The sequence below is a fragment of the Aurantiacibacter sp. D1-12 genome, from assembly GCF_028858515.1.
GTDB lineage: Bacteria > Pseudomonadota > Alphaproteobacteria > Sphingomonadales > Sphingomonadaceae > Alteraurantiacibacter.
The window spans coordinates 18,979-31,412 of the sequence record NZ_JAPJZJ010000004.1; the positions used below are offsets into that span (position 1 = coordinate 18,979).

Below are 12,434 nucleotides of genomic sequence, written 5' to 3' on the forward strand. Positions count from 1 at the left end.
GCCATGGCCCCACGGCCCGTTTGGCGCAAGAAGGAGAAACTTATGGCCGCTATAGAAATCACCCGCGTGATCGAGGAAGCCAAGGGCGCCTATTACGCTGATGTCGAAGGAACGGACGTAAAGGCCGAACTGACCTGGGTTGAGCGCAATGGCATACGCAATGCCAACCACACCTTCACCCCGCCGCAGGCGCGCGGCAAGGGAATTGCCTTCAAACTGGTCGAAGCGCTGATTGCCGATGCGCGCGAGCAAGGTTTCAAAGTGAACCCGAGCTGCCCCTATGTCGCGGCGCAGTTCGACAAGCAACCTGACTGGGCAGACCTGCGCGCTTAGGCGCTACGGCTATCTGGGCAGATTGGCGAAATCGACCGAGGCGATGCTGTCGAGCACGGCGGCACGCAACTGCTTCGCGTTGTCCACGCTCAGCCCTCTGAAAGCAAAGCTGCCACCTGCCATTCCGAACACGAGGTCGCAGTAGCCGTGCCAGCGGCCGAGCGGTCCCTGCTCGATTTCCACCGAGTGCAATTTCACGCGGTTGGCAATCTGCGTGCGCGGGGCAAGCCAGCCGCGACGTGAAAGGATTTGTGCGGGGTCGAGGGCGTGGCGATCATAATGCCAGAGATAGTATTGCCGTGCCGCGATAAAGGCGATGATGGCCAGAACGATCCCGCCGATGACGAACAGCCCCGGCACCATGCCGGAGGCCTCGACAGCGGCAATGGTCAGCACCGCGATCCCGATCACCGCAACAAACAGCGCCTGGATCAGCCCCCGGTCGAAATAGAACGCAGAGCTGGGCCGCCGCCATTCCTCATCGCCATCGGGCAGCGAGAAGCCAGCTTCCTGAGCAATCGGTGCGATCTCATGCATCTTCGCAAAAGGCGCGACATCGTGGTTGGCCTTGCCCGAGTCCTGCGCGAGCGAAATGAACGATAGTCCGTGCCAGCCAAAGCGGCGACGAAGCCAGCCGGTCGAAACGACAAGCGCCTGCACGCGGTGGACGGGCATCACCACGTCGGTCTTGGTCAGCAAGCCACGGCGGCGACGAAAGCCCTTGCCTGTCCGCTCCAGCCGGAATTCCCAGTCACGCACAAAGGTCTTGGCCACGCCGCTAGCCACGCCGACCACAATGATCGTCACCAAAGCATAGATCACTGCCATCACTTTCGCCGCGAAGCCGAGACTGCTGAAATAGCCGGTCGCTTCACGGATCTGTTCATCTTCGACAACGCGGTCGACCAAGTCCTCGATACCCCAGGGCAGGAACATTTCGAATTGCTGCGCCACACCCATGATGACTGCGAAGATCACCAGCGAGAAGCTGAACATCCCGAAGGTGAAGAGGCGCTTCGGCGGCATATCGAACAGCAGGGTACTGGCGGTGTCTTTCGCCACGGCCTGCGGCTTTTCGCCCTGCTCGAGCGCGGCCGGGGCCATAGCTGCCTCATCAGCACCCTCTACCAGCTCACGCACCACTTCACGCAGGCGCTCGCCCTCGTCTTCGCTGACATAGGAAAGCTTGAGCTCGTCTTTGCCTCCGGCGCCGGTTTCAAACTTCACTTCGACAAGGCCCAGCAGGCGCGGGATCAGCTTCTGTTCGAGGCTAACATCCTGGATGCGGTCATAGGGAACCGAGCGGGCCGAACGGCTGAGAATGCCCTGCTCCAGCCGCACATCGTTCGCACCGATCTTGTAGCGCAGACGGTACCAGGTGAGCCACGCGGGCACGATGTTCACCACAATAATGAAGAGCAGGATCGGAATGGCATAAGGTGCGACTTTGCCCAGCATGTCTTCGCTGCTGGCCGCACCAAACAGAATGAAGGCTGCCGGGATAATCGCGCTGCCGAGCGTACGTACGCCCTGAACCACGATTGACAGCCCTGATACGCGCCGCCATTCGCCGACCTCGATCTCCTCGCCTGCGGAGGCTACCTCGACCTCGCTCACATCGATTCCCGCTTCACATGCTGGCGAATATCTTCGCGCATGGTGGTGGCAATCTCGTGCCTCAGACCCGGCAGCGTCACTGAAGAATTGTGCGTGCCCGCAGTATGCAGGATCAACCGCGCGATGCCGAACATCCGCTCCAGCGGCCCCTGCTCAACGTCAAGATGCTGCACCCGGCTAAACGGCACGACAGTATCCGAATGGAACAGCACCCCTTTCACCACGCGTAGCCGGTCGCTGCTCATATCGTATCCGCGCGTGCGATAGCGCTTGAGCGGCAAGATGCCGATCAGGATTATGGCAAGGATGAGCACCGGCACGCCCGGCACCCAGGCGGGAACAACCTCGGCAATAGAAAGCACCGCCGCGCCAATAACAAAGGGAAGAGTGGCCAGCAGCCCCTCGATCCGCATGACAGTGGTGTATGAAGGGTCAAGCTGGGTAAGTTCGGTATCGTCCATGCGGTGATGTATAGGAATAACACAGCCCGTTTGGGAAGAGGCGAAAGAGCGAGACGTCTTGTTTTTCGCGCCTGGGGCCTGGCGCACTCTCTACCGCGTCGCAGAGTACGGCCCAAAGGGCCGCAAGGGCGACTGCCCGCCCGCAGCGGACGCAGCTTGCCTGCGCATCTAGCGAGGACGCATCGACGGAGGTCGATGCGAAAAACAAACATCCATAAAAATGGTGCCACGAGAGAGAATTGAACTCTCGGCCTCACCCTTACCAAGGGTGCGCTCTACCACTGAGCTACCGCGGCTCCGATCCTGCGGGCCGGTGACCAGAATCACCGTGCGTTTCATTACCCGTCAGGCAGGCGCGCGCTATTGTCATGTGCGCCGCGAATGTCAAGCCAAGCTTGAGACGAAACGCGCCTTACGGCAATAGACCATGCCATGAGCAAAGACGAGACCCGAGAAGAACGCCTCGCCGCCAAACTGCGCGAGAACCTGCGCCGCCGCAAATCGCAAGCCAAGGCGATGTCGGATAGCAATGCAAACGAGCCGCAGGCTCGCAAGGGCGACCGCCCGCCCGCAGCGGACGCAGCTTGCTGCGTGCCTAGCGAGGACGCGAGGACGGAGGTCCTCGCGAAAGACAAGCCCGATTCCCTTTCCAAAGAGAGCAAGGACAGCTAACGCGCCTTCTCTCGTCAACACCGCCCAATCAGGAGCGACCCAAACGTGCCCAAACTGATCCTTGTCCGCCACGGCCAGAGTGAATGGAACCTCGCCAACCGGTTCACCGGCTGGTGGGATGTCGATGTCACCGAAAAAGGCGTCGAAGAAGCACGCGAAGCAGGGCGCCTGATGAAGGAAAAGGGCGTGCTGCCCACACTCGCCTTCACCAGCGTGCAGAAGCGCGCGATCAAGACGCTGCATCTGGCGCTGGAAGAGGCCGGCCGCATCTGGATACCCGAGATCAAAAACTGGCAGCTCAACGAACGGCACTATGGCGGCCTTACTGGCCTCAACAAGCAGGAAACCCGCGAAAAGCATGGTGACGAGCAGGTCCACATCTGGCGCCGCAGCTTCGACGTGCCGCCGCCGCCGATGGAAAAGGGCGACAAGTACGATCCCGGCAACGATCCACGTTATGACGGCATCGACGTACCGCAAACCGAAAGCCTGAAGCTTACCATCGAGCGCGTGCTTCCTTACTGGGAAAGCACGATCCTGCCCGAGCTGAAGAAGGGTGAAACGGTGATCATTTCTGCGCACGGCAACAGCTTGCGCGCGCTGGTCAAGCACCTCTCGGGCATTTCGGATGATGATATCACCGGGCTCGAGATTCCCACCGGCCAGCCGATCATCTATGACTTTGATGAGAACATGCAGCCTGGCGAACGCTATTACCTGAAGGATTCGTGATTTCATGAGCGCACAAGTTGCCATCATCATGGGCAGCCAGTCCGACTGGCCGACTATGCAATGCGCCGCCAAGGTGCTCGATGAACTGGGCGTATCCTATGAAGCGCGCATCGTTTCGGCTCACCGTACGCCCGACCGGTTGCACGCCTTTGGCAAGGGCGCGGCGGACGAAGGCTTCAAAGTCGTGATCGCCGGCGCAGGTGGAGCAGCTCACCTGCCTGGCATGGTCGCCGCGCTCACGCATCTGCCGGTGCTTGGTGTTCCGGTGCAATCGAAGGCATTGAGCGGCATGGACAGCCTGCTCTCCATCGTACAGATGCCCGCCGGTGTCCCCACGGGCACGCTGGCGATTGGCGAGGCGGGCGCGACCAATGCGGGCATTATGGCGGCATCGATCCTGGCGCTGGGGGATGAGGCGCTGTCTTCCCGCCTGCAAGAATACCGCGCGGCGCAGACCGGTAAGGTGGCGGAAACGCCGTCTGATCTCTGATCGAGGCGCGGGGGCAAGTGCTTAAACCGGGCGCGACAATCGGCATACTCGGTGGTGGCCAGCTCGGCCGCATGATGGCTATCGCTGCCGCGCAGATCGGCTATCGCTGCCATATCTACGCTCCCGAACAGGACAGTGTGGCCGCCGAAGTCAGCGCCGAGTTCACCTGCGCGCCGTGGTACGACCGCGAGGCGCTCGCCACCTTTGCCGCTGCTTGCGATGTCGTGACCTACGAATTCGAGAACGTGCCTGTTGAACCGCTCTCTGCCATTCCGGCAGACTTGCTCGCCCCCGGCACCAAGGCGCTCGAAATTGCGCAGGACAGGGTGCGAGAGAAACGCTTTGTCGAGGATGTTGGCGGTAGGCCCGCGCCTTTCGCTGCGGTCGATCACGATAGCGAGCTGGCCGATGCCGTAGAGCGCGTCGGTGCGCCCGGCATCCTCAAGACCCGCCGCGACGGTTACGATGGTAAAGGCCAGTGGCGCCTCGCGCAGGCGCATGACGCACAGGGCATTCGCGTGCCGCAAAGCGGCAGTGTCTATGAAGGCATGGTCCACTTCGACTGCGAGTTCTCGGTCATTCTGGTGCGCGCTCGTGACGGTGAGGTGCGGTTCTGGGATTCAACCCACAACACACACGAACATGGCATCCTTGCCCATTCCGAATTGCCTGCTCCCGCTATCGTTGGCGAGCAAGTCGCCGAAGCGCGCGCACTGGCGCAGAAAGTGGCGGAAGCGCTCGGCTATGTCGGCGTGCTGACGTGCGAATTCTTCGCGACAGCCGATGGCCCGGTGTTCAACGAAATGGCGCCGCGGGTGCACAATTCTGGCCACTGGACCATCGAAGGCGCGGTCACCAGCCAGTTTGAAAACCACGTGCGTGCGATTGCCGGCTTGCCGCTGGGTGACACGGCCAGCGTTGCCGAGCGGATCGTCATGGACAACCTGATCGGCGAGACCGCTCTTGAAGTGGTCAACCACCTTTCCGACACGCGCGCCCACCTCCACCTCTATGGCAAGGCCGAAGCCCGCGAAGGGCGCAAGATGGGCCATATCACGCGGGTGGGTGAGGGGTGAGGAGGCACGAAGTCCTGTTCATCGTCGCCCGCGCCACCAATGGCGTGATCGCGCGCGACGGACAGGTGCCATGGGCGATTTCCGAAGACCTCAAGCGGTTCAAGGCGCTGACAATGGGCAAGCCGATGGTCATGGGGCGCAAGACATTTGAAAGCCTGCCCGGGCTGCTCCCCGGACGTCGGCATATTGTGCTGACGCGGCAAGCCGACTGGCAGGCGGAGGGGGCCGAAACAGCCGCAGGTGTAGACGAGGCGCTCGCGCTGGTGGGCGACGGTGACTTCGCGGTGATCGGCGGGGCGGAGATTTTCCACCTGCTGCGCGATTACGGCACCCGCTTCGAGCTGACCGAGGTGCATGAGGACACCCAAGGCGATGTCACCATGCCCGGACCCGGCGATGATCCCACCTGGCACGAAGTGGCGCGCGTTCCCCGTACGGTAGAAGGCTTCCCTCCTTTCGATTTCGTCACTTTCGAGCGACGCCGATGAAAATGCGCATCATCCGCATTGCCCTTCTCGTGCTCGCGCTCGCGCTGGCGATTTTCTTCGTGTTCGGGCCCGGCATTGCCGAGCGCAGCATGAACCAGATCGAAGGCACCGGGCTGCCCGAAGTGACCGAAGAAGCGCTCGCGCTGCATGCGACGCTGACCATTGTTGACCTGCATTCGGACACCCTGATGTGGAAGCGAAACCCGCTCGAACGCGCAGACCGCGGCCACGTTGACCTCCCGCGCCTGATCGATGGCAACGTCACGCTTCAGGTCTTCTCCAGTGTCACCAAGTCACCCGCGGGCCTCAATTTCGACGAGAATTCCGCCGACGCGCGCGACAATATGACGTTGATGGCAATCGGCCAGTTACAGCCTTACCCGACATGGGGGTCACTACTCGAACGATCACGCTGGCACGCCTCGCGGCTGGAACTGGCGGCCAATGAAGCGCCCGACGCGCTGCGAACGATCCGCTCTCCGGCGGACGTGGACGCACTGCTGGCGGCGCGCAATGTCACCGGTCGCCCCATCGGTGGCATGTTCTCGGTCGAAGGGCTGCACAATCTGGAAGGGCGCGCGGAAAACCTCCAGCGCCTTTACGATGATGGCATGCGCATGGCAGGCATCACCCATTTCTTCGACAACGAGCTCGCCGGGTCGATGCACGGCGAGGAAAAGGGCGGACTGACCGACTTTGGGCGCGAAATGGTGCGAGAGATGGAAGAGCTCGGCATCATTGTCGATATTGCGCACTGCTCACACCAGTGCGTCAGCGAAGTGCTGGCTATGGCGCGCCGCCCCGTGGTTTCCAGCCACGGCGGCGTGCAGGCGACCTGCCCGGTCAACCGCAACCTTACCGATGATGAGATTCGCGGCGTCGCGGCAACGGGCGGGGTCATCGGCGTAGGCTACTTCGACGGCGCTGTATGCGACACCTCGCCCGCCTCCATCGTCGCCGCCATGCAGCATATTGTCGACCTGGTGGGTGTAGAACATGTCGCGCTGGGGAGCGATTACGACGGATCGGTTGCCGTCGGCTTCGACACCGCCAATGTGGTGCATGTGACGCAGGCGCTGATGGACGCAGGGTTCTCCGAAGAGGATATCCGCGCGATCATGGGACTGAATGCACTGCGGGTTCTCCGCACGGGGATAGCGCCCATGGGACACGCGAACTGATGCGCCTCTCGCACAGCGATACGATGCCCGAAGACCTGCGCGGCGCGGTGATTGCGCTGGGAAATTTCGATGGCTTCCATCTCGGCCACCAGCATGTCGTGGCCGAGGCGGTGCAATGGGCAAAGCGCGAAGGCCGCCCTGCCATCGTCGCCACGTTCGATCCGCATCCGGTGCGCCATTTCGCGCCGCATGTGCCACCGTTCCGTTTGACCAGCCTCGACCAGCGCGAGGAGCTGTTTGCCGAAGCGGGTGCGGATGCGATGCTCGTGTTCGATTTTGGCGATGGTCTTGCGGCGATGGAGGCAGAGAGCTTCGTGCGCGAACTGCTCGGCGCACATCTGGGCGCAGGCGGCGTGGTGACGGGAGAGGACTTCACCTTCGGCAAAGGGCGCGGGGGAAACACGCAAGTGCTGCGCGATATCGGGCAAAGCTGCGGTGTGGAAGCACGCGCGATCGGTCCGGTGGGTGCGGCGGGCCAGACGGTATCCTCCAGCCGCATCCGTGACGCGCTGAAGGCAGGCGAATGCGACGTGGCGGCAGAGCTTCTCACCCGCCCATTCACCGTGCGCGGAACGGTGATCCACGGAGACAAGCGCGGACGCGAACTAGGCTATCCCACCGCCAATATCGACATGGAAAGCTATTTGCGCCCGCGTTTCGGGGTCTACGCCGTGCGCGGCAAGGTGCTCTCGACCGGGCAGGAGCTGACGGGTGCCGCAAACCTTGGCATTCGCCCGCAGTTCGATCCACCCAAGGAGCTACTCGAACCGCATTTCTTTGATTTCGATGGCGACCTCTATGGCGAAGTCATCGACGTTTCCTTCTATCACTTCCTCCGTCCGGAGGCGAAGTTTGACGATCTCGATGCGCTGGTGGCGCAGATTGATCGGGACTGTGCAAAGGCAAGATCACTCCTCGCATGACACTTACTCCCCGCAAGAAAGTCTGGCTCTATCGGATCGGCATGGTGCTCGCAGTGCTGTTCCTCATCCTGACCGTGGTCAACGCCAGCTGGCTCGCGCCCACACCGCAGGGCAGCCCCAAGCTGATCGCGCATCGCGGTGTCGCTCAGGTCTATGACCAGGAAGGCGTGGGGCGCGACACCTGCACCGCCGACCGGATCGAGGAGCCGGTGCATCCCTACATCGAGAACACGATCCCGAGCATGCGCGAGACCTTCCACAATGTTGGCGCACAGATGATCGAGATCGACATTGCGCCAACGGCTGATGGCCAGATCGCGGTGTTCCACGACTGGACGCTCGATTGCCGCACCAATGGCACGGGCGATGTGCGCGATGCGACGATGGAGGAGCTGCAGGCGCTCGACGCAGGCTATCGCTACACGGCAGATGGCGGCGAGACCTTCCCGCTGCGCGGCAATCCCGCCAATCGCATTCCCACGCTGGAGGAAGCGCTACAGATGATTGGTCGTCGGCCGATCATGTTCAACTTCAAGTCCGCCGACCCCGCAGAGGCCGACCTGCTGGCCGAGCACCTCAACGCAGCGCGGCGACGGGTCGAGCAGGCGGGCGATGCCTTCTACGGCCACCCCGATGTGATCGCCCGTATTCGCGAACACTATCCCGATGCCTGGGCCTTCAGCGCCGAGGATGCCGAAGCTTGCACGCGCGACTATGTGGCAATGGCGTGGACTGGCTTCATGCCGGATAGCTGCCGCAATGGCACGCTTATCGTTCCGCTCGATAAGCAATGGCCGATCTGGGGCTGGCCCAACCGCGCGATTGCCCGGATGAAATCGGTCGGCGGCCGCATTCTGGTGGTCGGCCCGCTCGACGTGGAGAACCACCCGCGCGGGATCGTTCTGCCTGAGCAGCTGGGCGAGATCCCCGATAGCTATAACGGCTTTGTGGTGGTCGAGGATATCTGGACAATCGGCCCCGCATTGCGCCCTTCGCAAGATCGCCGTCGCGCCGAAGATCGCGAGCGGGCGCTCGATGCACTCGATAGTCGCCGTGCGCGTCTTGGTCTCGACTAGCTTGGCACATGCGATGGCCTGTTGCCCAAGGGCGCGTTTGGCCTTAGGTGCCGCCGTCTTATGAGCGAAGAATCTACCAAGCGCGATTACCGGGACACTGTCTTCCTGCCGAAGACCGATTTTCCCATGAAGGCCGGCCTTCCGCAGAAGGAACCGGGCATTCTGGCGCGCTGGGAAGAGGAAGGCTTCTACGAGAAGCTGCGCGAGGCACGTGCGGGACGCGAGAAGTTCGTGCTGCACGATGGCCCGCCCTATGCCAACGGCGATATCCATATCGGCCACGCGCTGAACAAGGTGCTGAAGGATGCGGTGGTGCGCACGCAGAGCCTGCTCGGCAAGGATGCGCCCTACGTGCCCGGCTGGGACTGCCACGGCTTGCCCATCGAATGGAAGGTCGAGGAGCTCTACCGCAAGAAGAAGCGCAACAAGGACGAAGTCCCGCCGCGCGAATTCCGCCAGGAATGCCGCGACTATGCTGCGAAGTGGGTCGACGTGCAGCGCGAACAGTTCAAGCGCCTAGGCGTCACCGGCGAGTGGGACGATCCCTACCTGACGATGGCTCCCGAGGCCGAGGCGGGCATCGTTGCCGAACTGCTCAAGTTCGCCGAAAGCGGCCAGCTCTATCGCGGCGCGAAGCCGGTGATGTGGAGCCCGGTGGAAAAGACCGCGTTGGCTGAGGCCGAGGTTGAGTACGAGGATATCACCTCGACGCAGATCGATGTTGCTTTTGAGGTTGTCGAAAGCCCGATTCCGGAACTGGTCGGCGCGCATGCGGTGATCTGGACGACCACGCCTTGGACGATTCCGGTGAACCAGGCGCTCGCCTATGGGCCTGATGTGAGCTACGGTCTCTACGAGGGCGAAGGCGGTATCAGATATTTGATGTCCCCTCTCCTCCAAAACGCATTTTCTGAGCGCGCGAGCAAAACTTTGCTCGAAGTTGGAATGTTCAAAGGCTCCGACCTCGCCGGCACCATCTGCCGTCACCCGATGCACGATCTCGGCGGGTTCTTTGCCGAACCGCGTCCGCTGTTGCCGGGCGATTTCGTCACCACCGACAGCGGCACCGGCCTCGTCCACATGGCGCCCGATCATGGCGAGGACGATTTCGAGCTGTGCAAGGCGCACGGGATCAATCCCAAGTTCGTGGTCGATGCCGACGGGCGCTATCGCGAGGACTGGCTCTGGCTGCCGCGCACCGATGAGCGCAATGGCAGCGTCATCAACCCCAAATTCAACGCGCCCGATGGGCCGATCTGTTCGGATCTCCGTGAAGCGGGTGCGCTGCTCTCGGCTTCTGCTGACTACGAGCACAGCTACCCGCACTCGTGGCGCTCCAAGGCCAAGGTTATCTATCGCTGCACACCGCAGTGGTTTGTGCCGATGGACAAGCCCATGGGCGAGCAGCATGGCGAGACGCTGCGCACCGTTGCGCTTTTAGAGATTGAACAAACGCAGTTCGTTCCAGCCAAGGGAAAGAACCGTATCGGTTCAATGGTCGAAGGTAAGCCTGACTGGGTCCTTTCGCGCCAGCGCGCCTGGGGCGTGCCGATCACGCTGTTCGTTGACCGCAAGAGCGGCGAGTATCTCGTCGACACAGCGGTCAATGCACGCATCATCGAGGCGGTGAACACCGAAGGCGTTGATGGCTGGTGCGAGGAGAATGCGCAGGCCATCCTCGGCAACGATTACAATGTCGACGACTTCGAGATGATCACCGACATCCTCGATGTCTGGTTCGATTCGGGCTGCACCCACGCCTTCGTGCTCGAAAGTGGGCGTTGGCCGGACTTGCAGGTTCCCGCCGATCTCTACCTTGAAGGCAGTGACCAGCACCGCGGGTGGTTCCAGTCTTCACTCGTCGAAAGCTGCGCCACACGCGGTCGCGCACCATACAAAGGCGTGCTGACCCACGGCTTCACCATGGCGGGTGACGGCACCAAGATGTCCAAGAGCAAGGGCAACACCGTCGATCCGCTCAAGGTGATGCAGGAATACGGTGCCGACATCATCCGCCTGTGGGCTCTGAGCGTCGATTACACCGAAGACCACCGCATCGGGCCGGAAATCCTGAAAGGCGTTGCCGACCAATACCGCAAGCTGCGCAACACCTTCCGCTATATGCTCGGCGCGCTGCAGGGCTTCGACGAGGCAGAGCGCGTTGACGTGGCCGATATGCCCGAGCTTGAGCGCTACATGCTCAGCCTGCTGGGCGAGCTCGACGCCAAGATGCGCCGCGCGATCGAGGACTACGACTTCAATACCTATACCCGCGCGCTGGTGGACTTCATGAATGAAGACCTCTCAGCCTTCTTCTTCGATATCCGCAAAGACCGCCTCTATTGCGATGCGCCCGACGGTGTCGAACGCCGCGCCTACCGCACCGTGCTAGACACGCTGTTCCACGCGCTGATCCGCTACGCCGCACCGGTGCTCGTGTTCACCAGCGAAGAGGTATGGGGCACCCGCTACTCTGACGGCGGCAGCGTGCATATGCTCGAGCTGGAAAAGCTGCCCAAAGCTGATGCGGACACTGCACGCTGGGAAGCGCTGCGAGCTCTGCGCGAACGCGTGACCGAAGCTATCGAGCCACTGCGCCGTGAGAAAACAATCCGCTCAGGCCTCGAAGCCGAAGTCACTGTGCCAGCAAGCGCCGTGCCTGAAGGCTTCTCCGCTGCGGATCTCGCCGAGTTGTTCATCACCGGCACAGTCACACTGGGCGATGGGGACAGCGTGAGCGTCACCAAGTCCACCGATGCCAAATGCGGCCGCTGCTGGCGTCTCCTTCCCGAAGTTCCGGAAGATGGCGACCTCTGCAACCGCTGCGACAGCGTCGTTTCCGCTATGGATGCTGCATCATGAGCCAGCTTGCCAAATTTCGTCTGATCGGGCTGCTGATTGCCGCCGTCACATTCTTCATCGATCAATGGGTGAAGGTCTTCGTCGTAGACGAGTTGGGCCTCGACCAGATCGGCGAGAACTATCCGCTGCTTCCCTTTTTCGATTTCACCCGCGCGAACAATTACGGCGTCTCGCTCGGTATGTTCGAGGCGACGAGTGTCGAAATGCGCTGGATTTTGGTAGGTGTAACCGCGGCCATCGCACTCGTCGTGCTCGTGTGGATGATGCGCGAGAAGCTGTTCGGCGATATCTTCGCGCTCGGCCTGATCCTGGGCGGTGCGGCGGGCAATATCCGCGACCGGGCGCTCTACGGCTATGTCATCGACTATGCCGATTTCCACATCGGGGACTTTCGCCCGTTCCTGATTTTCAATATTGCCGATGCCGCAATCACCATCGGCGTGGTGATTATCCTTGCGCGGGCCCTGTTCATGCGCGAGAAACCCGAAGACGAGCAGGACGCAGTCGCAGAATAACGCGCCGC

The 12,434-nt window shown here is 61.8% G+C and carries 13 protein-coding genes and 1 tRNA gene; 11 read left to right on the top strand and 3 right to left on the bottom strand.

From position 1 onward, the window contains the following. The first annotated feature begins 42 nt into the window (after window positions 1-42). Window positions 43-333, top strand: coding sequence for a GNAT family N-acetyltransferase (locus OOZ52_RS09930; protein ID WP_274698365.1), 291 nt, complete (start codon window positions 43-45; stop codon window positions 331-333). A gap of 9 nt (window positions 334-342) precedes the next feature. Here OOZ52_RS09930 and OOZ52_RS09935 read toward each other — a convergent pair whose 3' ends face one another. From OOZ52_RS09935 to OOZ52_RS09945, 3 genes are all read right to left on the bottom strand, one after another. Then, window positions 343-1,950 carry a PH domain-containing protein gene (locus OOZ52_RS09935; RefSeq protein ID WP_274698366.1) on the bottom strand — a complete coding sequence of 536 codons (1,608 nt, stop codon included), beginning with the start codon at window positions 1,948-1,950 and terminating at the stop codon, window positions 343-345. Further along, a complete protein-coding gene (locus tag OOZ52_RS09940; protein ID WP_274698367.1) occupies window positions 1,947-2,411 on the bottom strand; it encodes a PH domain-containing protein in 465 nt (154 codons plus the stop codon). The genes OOZ52_RS09935 and OOZ52_RS09940 overlap by 4 nt, the downstream gene beginning before the upstream one ends. 221 nt (window positions 2,412-2,632) lie before the next feature. Then, a tRNA-Thr gene (locus tag OOZ52_RS09945) sits at window positions 2,633-2,707 on the bottom strand. Window positions 2,708-2,843: 136 nt separating this feature from the next. Between OOZ52_RS09945 and OOZ52_RS09950 the strand changes: the two genes are divergently transcribed. The 10 genes from OOZ52_RS09950 to lspA are packed head-to-tail and all read left to right on the top strand — an operon-like array spanning window position 2,844 to window position 12,426. Then, window positions 2,844-3,083 carry a hypothetical protein gene (locus OOZ52_RS09950; RefSeq protein ID WP_274698579.1) on the top strand — a complete coding sequence of 80 codons (240 nt, stop codon included), beginning with the start codon at window positions 2,844-2,846 and terminating at the stop codon, window positions 3,081-3,083. A 45-nt stretch (window positions 3,084-3,128) separates the two neighbouring features. Continuing rightward, window positions 3,129-3,815 carry a 2,3-diphosphoglycerate-dependent phosphoglycerate mutase gene (gpmA, locus tag OOZ52_RS09955; RefSeq protein WP_274698368.1) on the top strand — a complete coding sequence of 229 codons (687 nt, stop codon included), beginning with the start codon at window positions 3,129-3,131 and terminating at the stop codon, window positions 3,813-3,815. A 4-nt stretch (window positions 3,816-3,819) separates the two neighbouring features. Continuing rightward, window positions 3,820-4,305, top strand: a complete 486-nt coding sequence (gene purE, locus OOZ52_RS09960) for a 5-(carboxyamino)imidazole ribonucleotide mutase (protein WP_274698369.1) — start codon at window positions 3,820-3,822, stop codon at window positions 4,303-4,305. A 17-nt stretch (window positions 4,306-4,322) separates the two neighbouring features. Continuing rightward, complete coding sequence (locus OOZ52_RS09965; RefSeq protein WP_274698370.1) at window positions 4,323-5,381, top strand: 5-(carboxyamino)imidazole ribonucleotide synthase; 1,059 nt, start codon at window positions 4,323-4,325, stop codon at window positions 5,379-5,381. Next, complete coding sequence (locus OOZ52_RS09970) at window positions 5,378-5,869, top strand: dihydrofolate reductase (protein WP_274698371.1); 492 nt, start codon at window positions 5,378-5,380, stop codon at window positions 5,867-5,869. Before OOZ52_RS09965 ends, OOZ52_RS09970 begins: the two co-directional genes overlap by 4 nt. After that, the gene (locus OOZ52_RS09975) at window positions 5,866-7,050 is read left to right on the top strand and encodes a dipeptidase (RefSeq protein WP_274698372.1); all 1,185 of its coding nucleotides are present in this window, start codon (window positions 5,866-5,868) and stop codon (window positions 7,048-7,050) included. The genes OOZ52_RS09970 and OOZ52_RS09975 overlap by 4 nt, the downstream gene beginning before the upstream one ends. Then, on the top strand, window positions 7,047-7,973 hold the full coding sequence (locus tag OOZ52_RS09980; RefSeq protein WP_446698124.1) for a bifunctional riboflavin kinase/FAD synthetase: 927 nt from the start codon (window positions 7,047-7,049) through the stop codon (window positions 7,971-7,973). Before OOZ52_RS09975 ends, OOZ52_RS09980 begins: the two co-directional genes overlap by 4 nt. Next, window positions 7,970-9,049 (top strand): glycerophosphodiester phosphodiesterase family protein, encoded by a 1,080-nt coding sequence (locus tag OOZ52_RS09985; protein WP_274698374.1) that lies wholly within the window; start codon window positions 7,970-7,972, stop codon window positions 9,047-9,049. The genes OOZ52_RS09980 and OOZ52_RS09985 overlap by 4 nt, the downstream gene beginning before the upstream one ends. 60 nt (window positions 9,050-9,109) lie before the next feature. Beyond that, window positions 9,110-11,911, top strand: a complete 2,802-nt coding sequence (gene ileS / locus OOZ52_RS09990; RefSeq protein WP_274698375.1) for an isoleucine--tRNA ligase — start codon at window positions 9,110-9,112, stop codon at window positions 11,909-11,911. Continuing rightward, window positions 11,908-12,426 (top strand): signal peptidase II, encoded by a 519-nt coding sequence (gene lspA / locus OOZ52_RS09995; RefSeq protein ID WP_274698376.1) that lies wholly within the window; start codon window positions 11,908-11,910, stop codon window positions 12,424-12,426. The genes ileS and lspA overlap by 4 nt, the downstream gene beginning before the upstream one ends. The last annotated feature ends 8 nt before the right edge of the window (window positions 12,427-12,434 follow it).